The organism is Myceligenerans salitolerans (genome assembly GCF_017349295.1).
Classification (GTDB): Bacteria; Actinomycetota; Actinomycetes; order Actinomycetales; family Cellulomonadaceae; genus Myceligenerans; species Myceligenerans salitolerans.
The window spans coordinates 19,106-38,042 of sequence record NZ_JAFMPK010000046.1 but is presented as its reverse complement, the minus strand read 5'-3'; the positions used below and the strand labels follow the sequence as shown (position 1 = coordinate 38,042).

Annotated in this window: 18 protein-coding genes; 8 read left to right on the top strand and 10 right to left on the bottom strand. The window is 72.1% G+C overall.

Annotation, left to right across the window (positions count from 1 at the left end; translation table 11 throughout):
* Positions 1-13: 13 nt before the first annotated feature.
* Entirely contained in the window at positions 14-2,077 is a 2,064-nt protein-coding gene (locus tag J0911_RS21160; RefSeq protein ID WP_207275888.1) for an endonuclease/exonuclease/phosphatase family protein, read from the bottom strand.
* A gap of 288 nt (positions 2,078-2,365) precedes the next feature.
* Between J0911_RS21160 and J0911_RS12975 the strand changes: the two genes are divergently transcribed.
* Positions 2,366-3,580, top strand: a complete 1,215-nt coding sequence (locus tag J0911_RS12975; protein WP_207275887.1) for an MFS transporter — start codon at positions 2,366-2,368, stop codon at positions 3,578-3,580.
* On the opposite strand, the gene J0911_RS12970 is transcribed toward J0911_RS12975, so the two are convergent.
* From J0911_RS12970 to J0911_RS12960, 3 genes are all read right to left on the bottom strand, one after another.
* The gene (locus tag J0911_RS12970) at positions 3,479-4,480 is read right to left on the bottom strand and encodes an AraC family transcriptional regulator (protein ID WP_207275886.1); all 1,002 of its coding nucleotides are present in this window, start codon (positions 4,478-4,480) and stop codon (positions 3,479-3,481) included. The genes J0911_RS12975 and J0911_RS12970 overlap by 102 nt on opposite strands.
* Positions 4,481-4,742: 262 nt before the next feature.
* Complete coding sequence (locus J0911_RS12965; protein WP_242636699.1) at positions 4,743-6,056, bottom strand: ABC transporter substrate-binding protein; 1,314 nt, start codon at positions 6,054-6,056, stop codon at positions 4,743-4,745.
* A 197-nt stretch (positions 6,057-6,253) separates the two neighbouring features.
* Positions 6,254-7,129 (bottom strand): AraC family transcriptional regulator, encoded by an 876-nt coding sequence (locus J0911_RS12960; RefSeq protein ID WP_207275885.1) that lies wholly within the window; start codon positions 7,127-7,129, stop codon positions 6,254-6,256.
* Positions 7,130-7,172: 43 nt separating this feature from the next.
* Between J0911_RS12960 and J0911_RS12955 the strand changes: the two genes are divergently transcribed.
* From J0911_RS12955 to J0911_RS12935, 5 genes are all read left to right on the top strand, one after another.
* Positions 7,173-7,625: a VOC family protein gene (locus tag J0911_RS12955; protein ID WP_207275884.1), complete on the top strand. Its 453-nt coding sequence runs from the start codon at positions 7,173-7,175 to the stop codon at positions 7,623-7,625.
* Positions 7,626-7,710: 85 nt separating this feature from the next.
* Positions 7,711-8,964 carry a phosphotransferase gene (locus tag J0911_RS12950; RefSeq protein ID WP_207275883.1) on the top strand — a complete coding sequence of 418 codons (1,254 nt, stop codon included), beginning with the start codon at positions 7,711-7,713 and terminating at the stop codon, positions 8,962-8,964.
* Positions 8,961-10,442: a sensor histidine kinase gene (locus tag J0911_RS12945; protein WP_207275882.1), complete on the top strand. Its 1,482-nt coding sequence runs from the start codon at positions 8,961-8,963 to the stop codon at positions 10,440-10,442. Before J0911_RS12950 ends, J0911_RS12945 begins: the two co-directional genes overlap by 4 nt.
* Positions 10,439-11,104, top strand: coding sequence for a response regulator transcription factor (locus tag J0911_RS12940; RefSeq protein WP_207275881.1), 666 nt, complete (start codon positions 10,439-10,441; stop codon positions 11,102-11,104). The genes J0911_RS12945 and J0911_RS12940 overlap by 4 nt, the downstream gene beginning before the upstream one ends.
* 114 nt (positions 11,105-11,218) lie before the next feature.
* Positions 11,219-11,698, top strand: a complete 480-nt coding sequence (locus J0911_RS12935; RefSeq protein ID WP_207275880.1) for a hypothetical protein — start codon at positions 11,219-11,221, stop codon at positions 11,696-11,698.
* A 116-nt stretch (positions 11,699-11,814) separates the two neighbouring features.
* On the opposite strand, the gene J0911_RS12930 is transcribed toward J0911_RS12935, so the two are convergent.
* Positions 11,815-13,251, bottom strand: a complete 1,437-nt coding sequence (locus tag J0911_RS12930; protein ID WP_207275879.1) for a GntP family permease — start codon at positions 13,249-13,251, stop codon at positions 11,815-11,817.
* A gap of 292 nt (positions 13,252-13,543) precedes the next feature.
* Here J0911_RS12930 and J0911_RS12925 point away from each other — a divergent pair, with 292 nt between their 5' ends.
* Positions 13,544-14,536 carry a helix-turn-helix transcriptional regulator gene (locus J0911_RS12925; RefSeq protein ID WP_207275878.1) on the top strand — a complete coding sequence of 331 codons (993 nt, stop codon included), beginning with the start codon at positions 13,544-13,546 and terminating at the stop codon, positions 14,534-14,536.
* Here J0911_RS12925 and J0911_RS12920 read toward each other — a convergent pair.
* The 5 genes from J0911_RS12920 to J0911_RS12890 all read right to left on the bottom strand — a co-directional run bounded on the left by J0911_RS12920 (position 14,529) and on the right by J0911_RS12890 (position 18,650).
* Positions 14,529-14,816 carry a hypothetical protein gene (locus tag J0911_RS12920; RefSeq protein ID WP_207275877.1) on the bottom strand — a complete coding sequence of 96 codons (288 nt, stop codon included), beginning with the start codon at positions 14,814-14,816 and terminating at the stop codon, positions 14,529-14,531. The two genes, J0911_RS12925 and J0911_RS12920, sit on opposite strands and share 8 nt — an antisense overlap.
* 3 nt (positions 14,817-14,819) lie before the next feature.
* The gene (locus J0911_RS12915) at positions 14,820-15,008 is read right to left on the bottom strand and encodes a hypothetical protein (protein WP_207275876.1); all 189 of its coding nucleotides are present in this window, start codon (positions 15,006-15,008) and stop codon (positions 14,820-14,822) included.
* Positions 15,009-15,191: 183 nt separating this feature from the next.
* Positions 15,192-16,784 (bottom strand): peptidase inhibitor family I36 protein, encoded by a 1,593-nt coding sequence (locus J0911_RS20460; RefSeq protein WP_242636698.1) that lies wholly within the window; start codon positions 16,782-16,784, stop codon positions 15,192-15,194.
* Between the two features lie 226 nt (positions 16,785-17,010).
* Positions 17,011-17,658 carry a response regulator gene (locus J0911_RS12895; protein WP_207275875.1) on the bottom strand — a complete coding sequence of 216 codons (648 nt, stop codon included), beginning with the start codon at positions 17,656-17,658 and terminating at the stop codon, positions 17,011-17,013.
* Positions 17,655-18,650, bottom strand: a complete 996-nt coding sequence (locus J0911_RS12890; protein WP_207275874.1) for a sensor histidine kinase — start codon at positions 18,648-18,650, stop codon at positions 17,655-17,657. Before J0911_RS12890 ends, J0911_RS12895 begins: the two co-directional genes overlap by 4 nt.
* A gap of 86 nt (positions 18,651-18,736) precedes the next feature.
* Here J0911_RS12890 and J0911_RS12885 point away from each other — a divergent pair, with 86 nt between their 5' ends.
* Entirely contained in the window at positions 18,737-18,901 is a 165-nt protein-coding gene (locus tag J0911_RS12885) for a hypothetical protein (RefSeq protein WP_207275873.1), read from the top strand.
* Positions 18,902-18,937: the final 36 nt, after the last annotated feature.

The following is an 18,937-nucleotide window of genomic DNA, read 5'->3' as shown; positions in this document are numbered from 1 at the left end:
CGTGTGGTCGGCCTCACCCGTCCGAGACGGTGAACCGCGCCGTCGCGATGCTGCCGTAGCCGTCGTCCACCAGCAGGTGCACGTCGTACTCGCCCGGCGGCAACGGCCACGTCGTGCCCTGTGCGGACCCGTCGACCACGCGGGTCCCGCTCGACTCGCCCGAGACGTACAGCCAGCGGTAGGAGGGGATGGAGCCCGGGGCCGTCCCGGCGGGGTACACGCCGACCCAGTCGCGCTCGCCGCCGGGGCCGCCGTCGAACGTCACCTCGATCGGGTCGCCGGGCGCGTACGACTCGCGGTCCGTCGCGACCGTCGCCGGCGCCGGCTCCTCGACGTCCGGCAGCGGCGCGGCCTCGACCTCGAACGTCGTGGCCACCGCGCGGTGGTCCGACGGCCACGGGCTCACCTCGACGTCGCTGTGCGGCGCGCCGAAGTCGCCCGGCAGCGGCGACGCCGAGGCCGGCTCGCCGACCACGACGCTCTCCTCCGTCTCGGTCGCCCCGGCCGCGTACACGAAGTCGATGCGGTCGTGCACCTCGTCGCCGGTGACGGTGCCTGCCGGGTACCCCGGGGTCCAGGTGTAGCCGGGCGACGCGACCGGGTCGGGGTTCGCCTCGCGGTAGGTGTCACGGAACCCGAGCTCGTCCAGGCGCGAGGACACCGGCCACTCCAGCGCCCGGTCGAACGTCCGCGGCGTGGCCGCCGCCGTCGTCGCGGTCCAGTCCAGGTGCGACGGCACGTTGAAGTCGCCCGTGAGGAACACCGGGAACCCGGACCCCGCGAGCGCTCCCAGGGACTCGAACCGGCCCGCCATCTGCTCCATGTGGATGCCGTTCTCGTTCGCCAGCACGTGCGCGGTCGACGCGCCGTCACGCAGGTCGTACGGGCCGTACGGATAAGCCTGCAGGTGGACGTTGCTCATGGCGACGCCGTGGTCCGGCGCCGTCTCCACGAACACGTGATCCGCGCCCGACCCCGGCCGCAGCGGGTACCGGCTGATGATCTGCAGGGGCTCGTTCACGTGGTCCCAGCCGAGCGCGTCGGCGATCCGGCGCAGGTTCCCGCCCGACTCCTGCACGCCGACGACGTCCGCCCCCGCCGCCTCGATCGCCGCCGGGACCTGGTCGAGGTCCACCCGGGTGCCGCCGACCCAGATGTTGAACGTCATGACCGTCAGCTCGGTCGCCGCGTCCGGGCCGGCCTCCCGCGCGGTGAGGAACGCGTCGAGGCCCACCAGGTCGTCGGTGTTGACGTGGTCTACCCCGGCGTCGGCGAGCTCGGTCCACACGGCCTCGCGCGCCGCCCCCGGCCGGTCCGGGGTGGCCCAGAACCGGACCCGGTAGCCGGCGGTGTGCGCCTCGGCGACGAAGTCGTGCAGGCGCTCGCGCTCCGCCGCAGGCATCGGGCCCTCGCCCTGCCAGTCGAACAGGTTGTTCCAGTTGTCGCTGACCAGCGGCATCACGCTCGCCGGAAGCCCCGAGCCCAGGTCGCCGGACCGCCCGTCGTAGAACGCGAACCGCACCCGCTGCGAGCGCATCGTCTCCAGCGGCCGGTTCCCGCTGATCACCGCGGTCACCGGGCCCGGCCGCACGTGGCCGCGCACCGAGCGGGCCATGATCCTGCGGTGCTCGGCGAGCTCCTCGTGGATCGCGGCGTAGGTGGCCTCGCCGTCGGACTTGATGTCGATCAGCAGCTGGAGGCTGCCGTCCCACCCGGGGTACACGCTCGGGCCGCCGTGGCGGGCGTTCTGGCGCACCAGGTCGCGCAACGGGTCCAGGTAGAGGCTCTGCAGGGTGCGGGCCGGGTCGACGTCCTCCCGGTCGTGGGCGACGAGCAGCTCGCCGTCGACCAGCCACACGTCCGCCTCCACGCTGGTGAAACCGTGGGCCAGTGCGTCGTACAGGGGACGCTCGTGCTCGTAGTCGTTGTGGGCGTGCGCCGCGTCGAGCGGGTCGCCGAGGACGACGTCGCCGCCACGCGGCCCGCCTCCCTCCGGCACCGCCGACGACGGCGCCGCCACCCCCGCGAACAGGGTCGCGACCGCGAAGGCCGCGCCGACGATGGTCCTACCGCGCATGGCATCTCCCTTGACCGGACGAACGGGGTCAGCCCATGCAAGCGCCGGGCCCTGACGACGGGATGAACACACGACGGCCGGAAGACGACGACGAACGGAACCCCACCGCGCCCGCTCGGCGACGCCGACGTGCCGCGACCCCATGACCCCGGCCTCGGCTGCGGGCCGGACGCCGAAGGCGTCGCGCGGTGCACGCGGACCGACGACGTCGACCGCCCGTGGCCGGGCGATCAACAACCCCCGCCGCACGATCAACAACGGCGGGCGTGCCGCGCTCAGGCTCGGAGCATGCCAACACAGAGCACCACCTCGACCGGCGCATCCGCGCGGACCGCCCCGCCGGGCGCCCCGGCCGCTCCCCGGCCGATCACCCCGGCCGGCACGAACTGGACCCCGCTCGTCGCGCTCTCCTCCGGGATAGCGATCCTGGTCGCGAGCGAGTTCCTGCCCGCCGGCGTCCTGCCGGCGCTCGCGGCCGACATCGGCGTCAGTGAGGGCACTGCCGGCCTGGCCGTGGCCGCGACGGCGATCGCGGGGGCCCTCACGGCGCCGAGCATCGCGGTGGTGCTCCCCCGCACCGACCGGCGCACAGTGCTTCTCGGGCTGCTCGCGGCGGCGGCCGTGTCGAACCTCGCCGTGGCCGTCGCACCGAGCTTCGCGGTGCTGCTGGCGGGCCGGCTCCTGCTCGGCGCCGCCATCGCCGGGTACTGGTCCTTCGCGTTCGGTGCCGGCACGCACGCCGTTCCCGGCAAGGAACGCGTGGTGTCGGCGGCGATCTCGTTCGGCGTCAGCATCGCGACGGTGCTCGGCGTACCGCTCGGCTCTCTCGTGGGCGACGCCGTCGGCTGGCGAGCGGCGTTCGGGGGTGCCGCCGTCCTCTGCGGCCTCAGCGCCCTCGCGCTCGCCACCGCCATGCCGTCCGTCCCCGCCCACCCGGCGGCGGGCCTGCGGATGCTGCGCGAGGCCCTCCGCAACCGGCGGCTCATGGCGGGTATCGCCTGCGTCGTCCTCGTCGCGTTCGGCAACTTCGCGGCGTACCCGTTCATCCGTGTCGCGATCGAGCGCGTCGCGCCGGGCACTGCGACCTGGATGCTGCTGGCGTGGGGTGCGGGCGCAGTCGCCGGGACGGTCGTGGCGGGCATGCTCGCGCGCCGGCTGCGGCCACTGGCGGCGGCCGCACCGATCGCGCTCGGCGGTGCCCTGGTGCTCACGGCGATCGCCGGGTCCGTGCCGGTGCTGGCGGTCGCGGTGGTCCTGTGGGGCTTCGCCTTCAACATGGTGCCCGTGGTGACCCAGCTCTGGGGAGCGCGGGTCGAACCCGCCCGGGCGGAGTCGGCCATGGCGCTCACCGTCACCGCCTTCCAGGTGGCGATCACCGTAGGCGCCGCCCTCGGCGGGGCCCTACTGGACGGGTACGGGGTCCGGCCGCTGCTGGTGGTCGGCGCGGGTGCCGCGGTGGCGGCGGGGCTCGGCTGGGCGTTCCTGCGGATTCCTCGCGCCTGAGGTCCTGGCGGGCGGACGGCCGGGCGGGGCGGCGACCGGCGTCGTGCCGCCCTGCCGGGCCGTACCCGACGGCGCCGCAGGGTCCACCGCGGTGACCGACGGCGTCCGGGCGCCCGCTACGGTCCCCGGCGCCGTGCGCCATGCGAGCGGTGAGAGGCCGTGGTCCGCGGCGAACGCCCGGCTGAACGCGGCCACCGAGCCGTACCCGACCTCGAACGCGACCCTCGTCACCGGCAGGCACTGCTCGGTGAGCAGCGTGCGCGCCCGGTTCATCCGTACCTCACGCAGCATCCGCATCGGGCTGTGCCCGGTCGCGCGGCGGAACCGCTCGGTCAGCGCGGAGCGTGACAGGTGCACCAGGCCCGCCATCCGGTCGAGCGTCCAGCGCTCGCCCGGCTCGGCCGCGAGGGCGGCGACCACCTCGGCGACCTCGGTGTCGCCGGCCGCGGCGCGCGTCTCCCCGGTGCGGTCACCGGAACCGGCCACGCGCCCGTCCATCCCCTCCGCCTGGTGCCAGACCGACGAGACCGCCGCGCCGATCAGCCGTGCGTAGGCGTCGGCGAACAGGTCGGCCTTGCACTGCACGGTGAGGGGGCAGGCCGTCACGAGCGCGACGATGCCGCCGTGCTCACCGGCGAAGCCGCGCAGGACCAGCGGGCCGGGAAGCGGAGTGGTGGGACCGGTGCGCCGCAGGTCCCCGTGGACCAGGTCGGTCTCGACGTCGGCGGTGACGCGGTGTGCTGTTCGGGCTTCCACCAGGACCGCGTCACCGGGCAGCACCGTGCGCCGGTCGTGCGCCGTCTCGAGCGTCACGGCTCCGGACACGACCAGGGCCCAGAGCGCCCCCGGCCGGGCCAGGACCGCCTCGGAGGGCATCTGCTCGCGCCGCAGCGCCGTCATCTCCCATTCCACAAGAACCGGAGCCACGACGACCTGCCGGCTATTCCCGGCCCGAGCCGTTCCGGACGGCTGGATCACCGAGTGGTCGGTCCGTTGTCGGTGCGGTCGGTCGCTTGAGGGACCGACCGCACCGACGTCGGACCGACCGCTCGACAACGGACCGACCGCTCGACGTCGGACCGACCACGTTCCCGGACGACGGGCGCGGTCACGGGGGCCGAGGGCGTCTACCGCCGGCCCGGACGTGACCGGGAGCCCGCCGTCACGGCGAGGCATCCTCGGCCGCGGCTGCCGCGAGGGCGGCCTGGAACGCCGCGACGTCGCCTCCACCTTCCTGGACCTCGCGGTTGAACCTGGTCGTCGCGTCCGTGATCGCCGTGAGGTGGTCGACCGGGATGGCGGCACCGTGCGCCATGGAGGAGACGATCGTGTCCTCCTGGAAGGACTTGATCGCCATCTTCTGGTACTCGGTGAACTCGTTCTCGTCGATGTCCGAGCGGGCCGGGATGGCTCCCTTGACCTTGTTGAACCTGATCTGGGCCTCCTTGGAGGCGATGGTCTCGAGCCATGCCTTCGCGCTGTCCTCGTCGAGGATGCCCGTGGACAGGGTGAACGAGTCGGCCAGGAAGTCGAACGTGCCCGCGCTGCCCGGGGACGGCACCGCGAGGTAGTCCTGACCGAACTCCTGGTTCGAGTTGTCGAACCCGCTGACGGCCCAGTCGCCCATGACGTTGAAGGCGGCCTCGCCGTCGATCACCCGCTGGATCGCCAGGTCCCAGTCGAGGTCCATCCGATTGGCGTTGGTGTATCCCAGGATCGTCCGGAAGTCCTCGAGCGCGGCGGTCACCTCGGGGCCGTTCCAGTCGGTGGTCCCGTCCCAGAGGCCGCTGTAGGCCTCGGCGCCGAGGCTCCCGAGCAGCACGGTCTCGAAGAGGTGGACCTGCGTCCAGGTGGTGCCGAGCGCGAGCGGGGCCTCGACCCCCGCCTGCCGCAGCTTCTCCAGGTCCGCGATGAAGGCGTCGACGCTGCCGTACCGGCCCGACGGGTCGATATCGTTTTCCCGAAGCACGGACGGGTTCACCCACATCACGTTCGCCCGGTGGATGTTCGACGGGATCGAGTAGATCTTGCCGTCCTCGGTGGCGAGGAGGTCGATGAGCCCCTCGGGGAAGACGTCCGTCAGGCCGTACTCCTCGTAGAGGCCCGAGACGTCCTGGATGTAGCCCTCGTCGATGTAGTCCTGCAGCTCCGCGCCCGCGTGGGCGACGAAGGTGTCCGGCGGGTCCTGGTTCTCCAGCCGCGACTGCAGGTGCTCCTTGGCCGCTCCCCCGCCGCCGCCCGTCACGCCGTCGTCGACGAAATCGATTTCCGGATGTTGCTTCTCGAAGACCTCCACCAGCGTGTTCAGTCCTTCGTTCTCGGAGCCGGTGGACCACCAGGTGTAGACGGCCACGTCCTGGTGGGTGTCGATGGACGGAGCCGGGTCTCCCGTCCCGGCGGCGCATCCGGCCGAGGCCATACCGCACAGGGCGGTGGCCGCGAGTAGTGCTGCGGTCGTTCTGCGAGTGTGGTGCATCGTGTGTCCTGAGATTCCTTCGTCATCGAGGGGCCAGGGCATCACCGGCCCGGACCGCGATGTCCGGGCACAGGACGCTGATCGCACGAGGGTAGCGGATCCGTCCGGACGGAGAACACGGGCGCGCGGGTCCCGGACCGCCGACGGCGCACCGCGCCCACCCCGCCGCCAGGGGGCGTCCACCGCGGCCCAGCCCGTCAGCGCCCGAGGGCCGCGGCGCTCGTGCAGCGGCGGGCGTACTCGCCCGGCGCGACGCCGATCGCGCGCGCGAAGTCACCGGTGAAGTGAGCCTGGTCGTAGTAGCCGACGACGGCCGCCACCTCCGCCAGGTCCCGCCCGGGATCGCGTCCCAGCAGTTCGGCGGCGAGATGGAGCCTGTGCCGCCGCAGCACCCACTTGGGGCTGACGCCCACCCAGCCCGCGAACAGGCGCTGCAGGGTGCGCGGGGTGGTGCCGGCCTCGCCGGCCAGGGATGCCACCGTGGCACCTGGCGCGGCATCGGTGATCGCCGCGAAGACCTCCCGCAGTGCGCCCAGCGCGGCGGTGGACCGTGGTGTGCGGTGGCGGCCGGCGACGGCGCGGAGCAGCGGTGTGATCGCTCCGGCGGCGGCTTCCGCCCGGCCCGACGACGCCTCGCGGAGCGACTCACGGACGGCGTGCGCCATGACGTCCGGGGGTCCGACCTGTCGCACGTCGCCGCGGTGGCCCGGGCCGGAGAGCCCCAGCAGCGCCCGGAAGCCGCCGGGGCGCAGCTTGGTGCCGACGACCCGGCCGGTACCGGTGAGGGCGCGCTCGAAGAGACCGGCGGGCATCGCATGGGCGAGGATGCCGTCGTCCTCGGCGACGACGTTGCCGACCGGGTGCGGCACGACCGTCTGGGTGAAGGTGAGCCCCGGTGGCAGGTCCCACGTGATGACCCAGTGCCAGTCGACGAGGTCGGCGAGATCGGGAACCGGCGCGACGCGCGTGAGACGGAACCGGGCCCGGGCCTCCGCGGGATTCACGATGCCGAGCGTGGGCCCGGCCCCGAGGACATCACCGGGGGATGTCGCCGGTTCGAACGTGTGTCGCATTCTTCCAAGACTGGCACACCCGGGCACCGACAGCATCGGCGCCATGAGGAACTCAGCCCTGCACCCCAACATCTGCGTGTCCGACGCCCGCGCGGCCATCGCCTTCTACGAGGCGGCGCTGGGCGCCGAGACGCTCGACGTGATCACCACCGGCGACGTCGTGATCCACTCCGACCTCGTCCTGCGGTCCGCGGCGGGAGAGTCCACGTTCACGGTCGCCGCCGCGTTCCCGCCGGACTCCGTCGCACCCGGGCCCGGCGAGCCGACGCACGTCAGCTTCACGGTGCCCGTCCCGGACGCCGACGCCGCTCACGCCCGCGCGGTCGGTGCCGGTGCGACCAGCCTCGTCGAGCCGGCCGACTGGTTCGAGGGATTCCGGCAGGCCGCCGTGCGCTGTCCGTTCGGCCACCGCTGGTACTTCGTCACGGTGGACGACGCCGTGACTGCCGACGACGTGCAGCGCGCGAGCGACGCCTGGGTGGCGGAGCGCGGCTGAGGGCACCGGGATCCCCCGGTGCCGGTGAGAGGATTCTCATCCGTATCGGCGGGTTCTTGCCACTCCCGGCTGCGAGGATGAGCCGGTGGACACGGCACTCGATCTCCTGACCGGTGGCGCCGCGGCGGATCTCCTGGAGGCCGCGGTGGCGACCACCGGCGGGGAGCTCGTGGACTGGCGGGTTCGCCAGGTGGACCATCGTCCGGGATCGGCCACCACGGTGGCATACCGCGCGTCCGTGCGCCGGAACGGCGTGACGCGTTCCGAGACCCTGGGCGCGAGCGTCGGCCGCAGCCGCGACGGTGCGAGACCCGGTGTGGTCACGCTGTCCGACGGCGACACGACCGTCGCCGTCTGGCAGTTCCCCGGCGACCCGGCCCTGCCGGCCCTGCCACGCGCGTTCGACCCGGCGGCGGTCGAGGAGCTCCTGGCCGGCATGGGAGTCGCGCCGGACGGCCGGACCGGCCCGGAACTCACGATCCGGGCCTACCGCCCGACCCGCCGCGCGGTGGTCGAGGCCAGGTCGGCCTCGGCCCGGGTGTTCCTCAAGGTGCTGCGCCCCCGCAAGGTGGCCGACCTGCACGCGCGGCACGCGCTGCTGTTCGGGGCCGGTCTACCCGTTCCGCGGCCTCTCGGCTGGTCCGACGACGGGTTGCTGGTGCTGTCGCCGCTGCACGGCACCGAGATGCGAACCGCCGCCCGCGACGGAAGTCCGCTCCCCTCCCCCCATGACGTGCTGCGTCTGCTCGACCAGCTGCCGGCCGGCGTGTGCGAGCTGCCGCGCCGGCCCGCCTGGAGCGAGTCGGCCGGGCACTACGCGGCGGTGATCGGTGCGACCCTCCCCGACGAGGCGGGCCGCGCCGCCGATCTCGCCGGGACGATCCGGGAGCGCCTGGCGGAGCGCGGTACGGGGACGGACCCGACCCACGGAGACCTCTACGAGGCGCAGATCATGCTCACGCAGGGCCGGGTCACCGGGCTTCTCGACGTCGACTCCGCAGGACCGGGCCATCGCGCCGACGACCTCGCCTGCCTGGTCGCTCATCTGGACGTGCTGTCCCTCGTGAGCCGTGCCGATCCGGCGAGCGCCGCCCGGGCCGCGCGAATGCGCCGGCTCGCGGACGAGTACGCCGCGGGGTTCGTGGCCGCGCCGGCGGACCGGGGGGCCGATCCGCGCGACCTCTCCGCGCGGGTCGCGGGGGTGCTGCTCTCCTTGGCCACCGGGCCGTACCGCGTCCAGGAGCGGGAATGGCAGGCGGCCACGACGCGCCGTCTGGACGCCGTCGCCGGCTGGCTGGACGGAACCCGGTTCGCCGGATCCCGCGCAGGCCGGGCATGAGCCTGCGCCGGCCCTCGGTACGGGCCAAGGTCGTCTCGGTGGTCGTGGCGGTGACCGCGCTCGGCCTGCTCGGCGCGGGCCTGCTCACCCACGCCATCCAGACCCAGCAGATCGTCGACGACATCTCCGAGGACTTCGACCAGGAGTACGCCGAGCTCCGGCAGCTGGCCGACACCGGCGTGGACCCGGTCACCGGCGAGGAGTTCCACGGCGCCGGGCGGCTGATGAGCGTGGCCATGGAGCGCAACGTGCCGGGCACCAACGAGGCGTTCGTCAGCTACCTCGACGGCGCTTACCAGCAGTCGAACCCGCCCGCACTGGGCCGGGTGGTGGCCGGCCACCCGGCGGTCCGGGAGGCCGTGGCGGGTCTGACACCCGAGTCGGAGCGGACGTACCAGCGCGAGATCGACACGGAGGTGGGCCGCGTGTGGTTCGTCGTCGTGCCGGTGACCGTGGCGGACCGCGGTGAGGTGGGCGCCTACGTCATGGCGGCCGCCCTCGACCGGGCGCTGGCGCCCGAGACGGACGTCATGCGCACCTACGCCGTCGTCTGTTCCGTGGCGCTGGTGCTGCTCGGGCTGTTCGCGTGGTTCGTGGTGAGCCGCCTGCTCCGGCCCCTGCGGCAGCTCGGCGCCACGGCCACCCGCGTGACGGAGACCGACCTGTCCGAGCGGGCCGCCGTCGCCACCGACGACGACCTCGGCGACCTCGCGGCCGCCTTCAACACCATGCTCGACCGCCTGTCGACGGCCATCGAGACGCAGCGGCAGTTCCTGGACGACGCCGGGCACGAGCTCCGCACCCCGCTGACGGTACTGCGGGGCCACCTGGAGGTCCTCGATCCCGACGACCCCGGTGACGTGCGCGAGACCCGCGACCTCCTGCTCGACGAGACCTCCCGGATGGGGCAGATCGTGGAGGAGCTCGTGCTGCTCGCCAGGTCGGAGCGGTCCGACTTCGTGAATGCCGCGCCCCTCGATCTCGGCCGGTTCACGGACGACGTGCACGACAAGGCCCTCGCCCTGGGCGCGCGGCGCTGGGTGGTCGATGCCCGGTCCGACGCCGAGGTGGTCGCGGACGCGCACCGGCTCACCCAGGCCGCCCTGCAGCTGGCGGACAACGCCGTGAAGTTCACCGGCCCCGCGGACGAGGTCGGGATCGGCACGGAGGTGGTCGACGGTCCGGCCGGGCCGTACGCCCGGCTCTGGGTGCGGGACACCGGCCCGGGCGTACCGCCGGAGGAGGCGGACCGCATCTTCGACCGGTTCGCGCGGGGCAGCACGACGGGAGGGATACCCGGTTCCGGCCTGGGGCTCGCGATCGTGCGCGCCATCGCGCAGGGCCACGGCGGTGACGTGGCGGTGGAACCGTCGCCCGGCGGCGGAGCGCGCTTCGTGGTCACGTGGCCCGCCACCGGTGGCGGGCAGGCGTCCGCGGGCCGGGGAGCCATGGACACGCCGACCGAGGAGGCAGGGTGAACCAGATCCTGATCGCGGAGGACGAGGACCGCATCGCGCAGTTCGTGCGCAAGGGCCTCAAGGCGCACGGATTCCAGCCCACGGTGGTGTCCGACGGCGCCTCCGCGCTGGCGCACGCCATGTCGGGCGGCTACGACCTCATGGTGCTGGACATCGGACTTCCCGTCGTGGACGGGTTCACCGTCCTGCAGCGACTGCGCGACGTCGGCTCCACGCTGCCGGTCGTCATCCTCACGGCACGGGACTCCCTCTCCGACCGGGTGGCCGGTCTGGAGGGTGGCGCCGACGACTACATGTCGAAGCCGTTCGGCTTCGAGGAGCTGCTCCTCCGGATCCGCCTGCGGCTGCGTCCCGCGACCACGGACTCCGCGCTCGCCGACCGGCTGGAGCACGGCGGCGTCGGGCTCGACCTGCGCGCCCGTACCGTGAGCGTCGACGGGCGGGAGACCGAGCTGTCGGCACGGGAGTTCGCTCTGGCCGAGGTGTTCCTGCGCCATCCCGGGCAGGTCATGTCCCGTGAACAGCTCCTGTCGCGGGTCTGGGGGTACGACTTCGACCCCGGCTCGAACGTGGTCGACGTGTACGTGCGGTACCTGCGCAAGAAGCTGGGCGCGGACCGGATCGAGACCGTTCGCGGGGCGGGCTACCGCTTTCGGGGCTGAGGAGCGGCCGATCATGGGAACCGTCTCATCCTGCTCTCCCGATCACCTCATCCTGACGGCACAGACTCGTGGCAAGCGGCACCCGGCCGGGTGCCAGGACAGGAGGACGCTCGCATGAACCGCTCGACCATCAAGAAGCGCTGGGCCGTCGTCGGGACGGCCGCCGTGATGGGCATCGTCGGCACGGGTACGGCCGTGGCCCTGAACGATCCGGCACCCCGCGCCGAGTCCGCCGCCGCTGTGGCGCTGTCCGGAGGGACGCCGTCCGACGACGGCGCCGGCGCCGCGCCGGCCGACGATTCGCCGGAGTCCGCGGACTCCCCGAACGAGTCCGCGCGCGACACGGCCGGCTCCGCGCAGTCGGCCGACTCCCCGGGTGACGCGAACTATGACCCCTCGCCGGAGTCGGCCGACTCCCCCAACGAGTCCGCGCGCGACACGGCCGGCTCCGCGCGGTCGGCCGACTCGCCGGACGACGCGAACTACGACGACACCGCCGACGACCGCGACAACTCGCCCGACGACCGGGACGACTCGCCGAACGACACGGCGAACGACCGGGACGACTCGCCGAACGACCGGGACGACGACTGAGTTCTCGGTCCTCCGGGGCGGGCTCGGGTGCCCGTCCGGCCACCGGCCGGGCGGGCACCTCTCTCGTCCCGGATCGGTCGGGGCCCGCGGTTCCCACCCGGGGAACCGCCCGACGCTCAGCCGGTCACGGGCCAGAGAAGGGCTGCGATGAGGAAGATCGTGAGACCGAGGGTGGTCTCCAGCACGGTCCACGTCTTGAGCGTTGTTCTGACGTCCATGCCGAAGAATCGGCTGACGAGCCAGAATCCGGAGTCGTTGACGTGGGACAGAACGGTGGCACCGGCGGCGACCGCGAAGACCAGCAGTGCGATCCGCACGTCGCTGAGCCCCTCGGCCGACACCTGGGCGGAGATCAGACCGGCCGTCGTGGTCAGGGCGACCGTGGCGGAGCCCTGCGCGACGCGGAGCACCGTCGCGATGACGAACGCCTGCAGGATGAGCGGCAGCCCCAGGCCGGACAACGCGTCCGTGAGAGCCGTGCCGATCCCGCTGGCCCGCAGCACCCCGCCGAACATGCCGCCGGCCCCGGTGATGAGGATGATCGAGCAGATCGGTCCGAGCGACTCGTCCAGAAGACGTGTCGCCTGACCCGCCGAGAACCGTCCCGGTGACAGCACCACGAGCGCGACCAGCACGGTGATCAGCAGAGCGACCGGGGTCTGACCGATCAGTGTCAGGCTGTTCGCCCAGACCGCGTCCTCGGCGACGGCTCCCGTGGTGACCAGCGTGCTGATCACGGTGTTGAGGGAGATCAGCACCAGGGGCAGGAGCAGGATGAGCAGGACGGTGCCGAAGCGTGGCGGGGCCTGGGTCGCGGTCCCCGTCGTCGCCCCGCTCGTCCCGCCCGGAACGGCCGCGGCGTCGTCGTCCCGGCCACCGTTCATCCGGCCGAACACCGCGTCGGGGATGTCGACGACATGTCGCGCGCTCAGGAAGCGGGACACGTGGTAGACGCCGAGGAACCAGGCGAGGACCGCCACCGGGGCGCCCACCAGGAGCGTGATGCCGACGCTCCCGTTCATCAGGTCGGCCGCGGCGACCGGCCCGGGATGCGGTGGCACGACGGCATGCATGACGGCGAACGCCCCCGCGGTCGGCAGACCGTAGCGCAGGATGCCGCCCCCGAACCGGCGGGCGACGGTGAAAATGATCGGCAGGAACACCACGAGGCCTGCGTCGAAGAAGATCGGGAAGCCGAAGATGAGCGCGGCGACGCCGAGGGCGAGCGGCGCCCGCCGTTCCCCGAACCGCGCGATGAGGGTGTCGGCGAGAACCTGTGCGCCGCCCGTCGTCTCCAGCAGTCTGCCGACCATGACGCCGAACCCGACCAGCAGGGCCACCGCGCCCAGAGTCCCGCTGAAGCCGGTGACGAGTGCCTCGGGAACGTCCGCGACCGGTATCCCGGCGGCGACCGCGGTGAGCAGGCTGACGAGCACCAGGGCGACGAAGGCATGCAGTTTGACCCGGATGATCAGGAACAGGAGCAGAGCGACCGCCGCGGCGGCGATCAGGAGCAGGGTGCCGGCTCCGTAGACGGGCTCGATCTCGGTCACAACCGCCTCCTCGCGGTCAGTCCTTCAGGATCCCGTCGACGCTAGCAGGGTGAATCCGAAAAATCGTATCGACACGCCCGGCCCGGCCGAGCGCCCGGGAAGCCTTTGCCGGACGACGTCCCACCCCGGCCGGGCTTCCCCGCGGCGGCCCGCGAGAACGCACGTCAACGCCCCGCACGGAGCGGGTGAAATCGGCGCAAACAGCTTTTTCGCGTCCACCGCGCTGTGCGATCATGCGACATCGGGACGGCCACCCGGTGCCCGTTCGTCCGCTCGATCGGGGAGTCAGAGAATGCTGCAAGGCCTGGGCATGTCCGGTACCGCCGAGTCGGTCTATCTCCAGATGCTGAGGGACCGCGACGCGGGGCCCGACCGGATCGCCGAGGCACTCGGGCTCGACGAGGCCAGGGTGCGCGACGCGTTGGACGAGTTGTCCCGCCTGATGCTCGTCGAGGAGTCATGGGCGGGCGACGACGGACTCCGCCCGGTCAGCCCCGAGGTGGGGCTCGCCGCGCTCCTCGCCCGCGAACAGGCCGAGATCGCCCGGCGCAACCAGGAGATCGAGGAGGGCCGGGTCGCTCTCGCCCGCCTCGTCTCCGAGTTGCAGAACGTGCGCAAGGGACCCGACGTCGAGCTGCTCGAGACCGCGGAGGAGGCGAGGGACCGCCTGGCCACGCTCATCGGGAGGTGCACGCACGAACTGTGTACCTTCGTACCGACCCGGGCGACGTCGTCACGCGCGCTGGAGTCGAGCCGCACGCTGAGCCGGACCCTGCTGGAGCGGGGCGTCCGGATGCGCACCGTCTACCTGGAGAGCATCCGCAACGACCAGGCGACCTGGGATCACGCGACCTGGCTCCGCAACAACGGCGCCGAGGTCCGCCTGGCCGCCACCGTCCCGGTCCGGCTGCAGATCATCGACCAGGACCACGCGATGGTTCCGTTGAACGACACCGAGTCCGGTTCCGGGGCGGTCGTCATGACGTCCCCGGGGATCGTGGCCGCCCTGATGGCCCTGTTCACGCAGGCCTGGCGTACGGCCACCCCGCTCGGCGCGGACCGTCGGCGCGACGAGGACGGACTGTCCGTCCAGGAGCACGAGCTGCTGCGGCTGTGGGCCAAGGGAGCGACCGACGAGGCCGCCGGCCGGCGGCTCGGCGTCTCCCTGCGGACGGTGCGACGCCTGAGCAGCGCCCTCATGGAGCGCCTGGACGCCAGCAGCCGCTTTCAGGCCGGCGCGCGAGCTCTGGACTGCGGCTGGCTGCAGCCGGCCGACCTCAGCTGAGCACGTCAGGACCCCACACCCGAACGGTGCCCAGCGTCCAGCCGGACAGTTCGAGCGCGTCGGCGGCGTCGAGGACCAGACGGCACGCCGTCGCCGCGGCCTGGTCCCGCGGGACCAGGAGAAAGACCACCACACCGAAGCCCGTGGGCAGCGGGCCGGCATAGACGTGCACCAGCTCGTCCCGGGGTGCGGCGGCGGCCTGAACCGCCTCGACGACCCTCGCCGACGCGATCCGGGCCCCGTTCCGCGGCGCCTCGACGGTGATCTTGACGATGCGCATCGTTCAGGGACGGGCCGCCGGCGGCGCGGTGGCGTCCCACCGGGGGCCGGACTCCCACTGCGGGTCCGACGCCGACGGCGAGGCCACCTCCCACTGCGGGTCCGCGGTGGCGGTCACCGCTCCCTGGCCGGCGGCGAGCAGGACGGCGGTGAGGACGACGGCGGCGCCACGCCGGGCGGCATTGTGCTGCACGATGATTCTCCGTTCGACGGGTTTTTCTGGTGTCCTCATCCTTTCCCGGCACGGACCGACCGACAAGGAAATCCGGCTGTCACGGACGTGCCGGGGAAATTCCTGCCGTGACAACCAGAAATGGCAGGGTCGTGCCACCGTATTCGGTGGCACGACCCTGCCGGTCCCCGTTGTCGCTCAGGATCACATGTTCACTCGGATCCCGAAATCACCACCGTACACATTGGTCACGTGCACACTGTCCGAGGTGCGGGGCCACGATGACTCGACCATCTGCCCGTTGCCCAGATAGATCGCGACGTGGTACGTACTCGAGTAGCCGCCCCACATGATGAGGTCGCCGCGGCGCAGGTTGCTCATCGACACCACGGTCCCCTTGCCGACCTGGGCGCCGGTGTACGTCCCGATGTCGATACCGGCGCCCTGCCAGAACGCGTACTGCGTCAGGCCGGAGCAGTCGTAGCCGTACCGGCTCCGGTCGTCGTAGCCGCTCGGGCTGCAGCAGATGCCGTAGGTCGGCCCGTACTTGTTGCCGCCGCCCCACGAGTAGGTGTAGCCCTGGCCGACCTGCGACAGAGCGGCCGCGATGACCCGCTCGACCTTCTCGTCGTAGTCGCCGCTGGTGTCTCCACCACCGCCGCCACCACCGCCACCGCCGGAGACGGGGCACTCGGAGCCGGAGATGAACTTGTGGGAGGCGTTGTTGTTGTACAGCGTGCCGTTGAGCTGCCCCTTGAAGCCCGGGGCCAGAGCCTGTGAGGACCCGCCGTAGTAGCTGTTGTAGAAGACGCAGACCGTCTTGCCCGAGCGGTTCCACACCGAGGCCGCGTTGTTCTTGATGCACTCGCCCTGGCCGTTGCCCGAGCCCTTGAAGTCGTAGCACGACGGCTGGGTGGTGCCGTAGTCCCCGACCGAATCGGTGAAGTCCGAGATCGAGCCGGCGTTGCCGCTGTTGTAGTAGTAGCAGAGCTCGCCGCTCTCGCAGGTGCCGCTGCGCGACCCGCTGCCCGCCCCCGCCGTACCGACGAACTCGTGCGACGCGTTGTTGTTGTAGACCGTGCTGTTGAGCTGCCCCTTGTACCCCGGCGCGACGTCCTGGTACGAGCCCTCGTAGTAGCTGTTGAAGTAGACGCGGACCGTCTGGTCGGACCGGTTCCACACGGACGCCGCGTTGTTCTTGATGCACTCGCCCTGGCCGTTGCCCGAGCCCTTGAAGTCGTAGCAGGTGGGCTGTGCCGTGCCGTAGTTACCGGCGGACTCGGTGAAGTCGGAGATCGATCCCGCGTTGCCGCTGTTGTAGTAGTAGCAGAACTCACCGTCCTCGCAGGTGCCGCTCCGTGCCCCCGTGTCGGTGCCCGCGGTACCGACGAACTGGTGCGACGCGTTGTTGTTGTACAACTCCGCGCTGAGCTGCCCCTTGTAGCCGGGCCCGATGTTCTGGTAGACGCCTCCGTGCCCGGTGTTGAAGTACACCCGCACCGTCTCGCCCGAGCGGTTCCACACCGAGGCCGCGTTGTTCTTGATGCACTCGCCCTGGCCGTTGCCCGAGCCCTTGAAGTCGTAGCACGACGGCTGGGTGGTGCCGTAGTCGCCGACCGAGGCGGTGAAGTCCGAGACGGACCCCGCGTTGTTGCTGTTGTAGTAGTAACAGAACTCGCCGCTGTCGCAGACCCCGTCACGTGCCGCGGCGGACGCAGGCGCCGCCACGCCGACCGCGATCCCCAGGATCGAGGCCACCAACGAGATCACCGCGAGAAGCGCGGACGCTCTTCTCATCAATATTCCCCTTCCATCGGGGTGCCAGGCACCCCGACCATTTCTCCCCCGGTTCGGGTCTCGAACCGGACAGAGAGATGCTCACAATTCCTGGAAGGCGCGGGAAGTGGGAGAAAAGTGCCACGAATTCTCGACGAGGGCGCCGGACAGACGGCGAGATCACGGCAGCATGCTGCAAGGAACTCCGCTGTCACCAAAGCGCCATGGTGCTTCGCCGGTCAGCCCGTCACGGCTCCACGAGCCCGGACCGGATCGCGTACCGCGTCATCTCGGTCCGGTCCCGCATCCCGAGCTTGGTGAGGATGTTGGCACGATGCCGCTCCACGGTCTTGTGGCTGATGACGAGCTCGGCGGCGATCTGGCGAGAGGTGCGGCCCTCGGCGATGAGCTTGATCACCTCCTCCTCGCGGGGCGTGAGCAGGGGTCGGGGCACGTCGTCGCCACGCCGCATCCGCTCGAGGAAGTCCCCGACGAGGGTGCTGGTCACACCGGCGTACAGGAACGGCTCGCCACGCATCGCGGCCCGGCAAGCCTCCACCAGATCGTCGTCGGCAGCCGACTTGAGCACGTAGCCACTGGCGCCCGCCTTGAGCGCGGCGAAGAAGTACTGCTCGTTGTCGTGCATGGAAAGCATGAGCGTGCGCACCTCAGGGACCCGGCGGGAGATCTCCCGAGCCGCCTGGAGCCCCGTCATCCGCGGCATCGAGACGTCGAGCACCGCCAGGTCGGGGCGCGCCGAGCAGCACAGCTCGACCGCCTCGGCACCGTCGGCCGCCTCGGCCACGACCCGGAGGTCGTCCTCGGCGTCCAGGATCCGGCGGACACCACCACGTACGAGCGTGTGGTCGTCGGCGAGGAGAACCCGTACCGTCATGGCGATGCCTCTCCCTGCCCGGGCGCCGGCAGCGGGAGCCTGAGCAGGACCTCCGTGCCCGCGCCCGGACCGCCGTCCTGGCGCGGGCGGACGTCCAGTTCACCGCCGATCATCCGCGCGCGCTCCAGCATCCCCTGGATCCCGGCGCCCATCGCGCCGCGGGGAATGCCGACGCCGTCGTCCACGACCCGCAGCAGCAGGCCGCCGTCCGACACACTGAGGCCGAGATCGACCGTCGCGGCCCCGGCGTGGCGCATGACGTTCGTCAGGGCCTCCTGCGCGACCCGGTAGATCACCAGTTCCGTCTCGGAGGAGAGGCCGGGGACCGCAGAGGGCAGGCTCCGCCGGACGCGCGGTCCGTTCCGCGCCGACGTGGCCCGGGCAAGGCCGGCCAACGCGCTGACGAGACCGAGGTCCGTGAGGTCGCCGGGACGCAGCCGCTGGGAGATCCGGCGCACCTCCTCCAGGCTCGTACGGGTCGTACCGCGTAGTTCGTCCAGCTGGGAACGTACTGCCTCGGGCGCGGCGTCCATGGCATGCCGAAGGCCCAGCAGGACCGCGGTCAGGCTCTGGCCCACCTCGTCGTGCAGTTCCTGGGCGATGCGCTGACGTTCCGCCTCCTGCGCCTGCAGCGCCCGCGTGGTACTCGTCGAGCGCTCCACCTCCAGCCGCTCGAGCATCGCGTTGAACCCGCGGACCAGGGGCCGCGCGGGCCCCGACCCCTCCTCGTCCAGGCGCAGGCCGGGATGGCGCAGATCGATCTTCTCCGTCACGGCCGTCAGCCGGTCCAGCGGCCGCAGCACCGTACGCAGCAGAGCGCCGTTGACCAGCACTATCGCTGTCAGCCCGCACAGGAGCACCACCAGCTCCGACAGCAGCGGCCGAGCCGAGACCGTGGCGGGCGACAACGCGAGAACCAGTGTGCCCACCAGGAACACCGCACCGTTGATCAGGCTGACCCGCCAGAACAGCGGCATCGACATGCGCGCCATGCCATCCACCCTCCCAGATCGTCATCCCTGAAAGATGAGGGACAGACCCCATTGTCCGGCCCCGTCCCGGCCGGAAAGCATGGTGCATGGACCTGGCAGCACTTCTCGTCGCCGGCGTACTCGTCCTCGTGGCACTGGTCATGCGCCATGCCATGACCCGAGCAGGGCTGGGCGACCGGCCTCCTCGGGACCGCCGCGCCCACCGGCGCCGGCAGGGCGGGGCATCGGCGGCTCGCGGCTGGTACCGATGACCGAAGGAGTCCCCCGGCGGCAGGCATCCGCGTGCC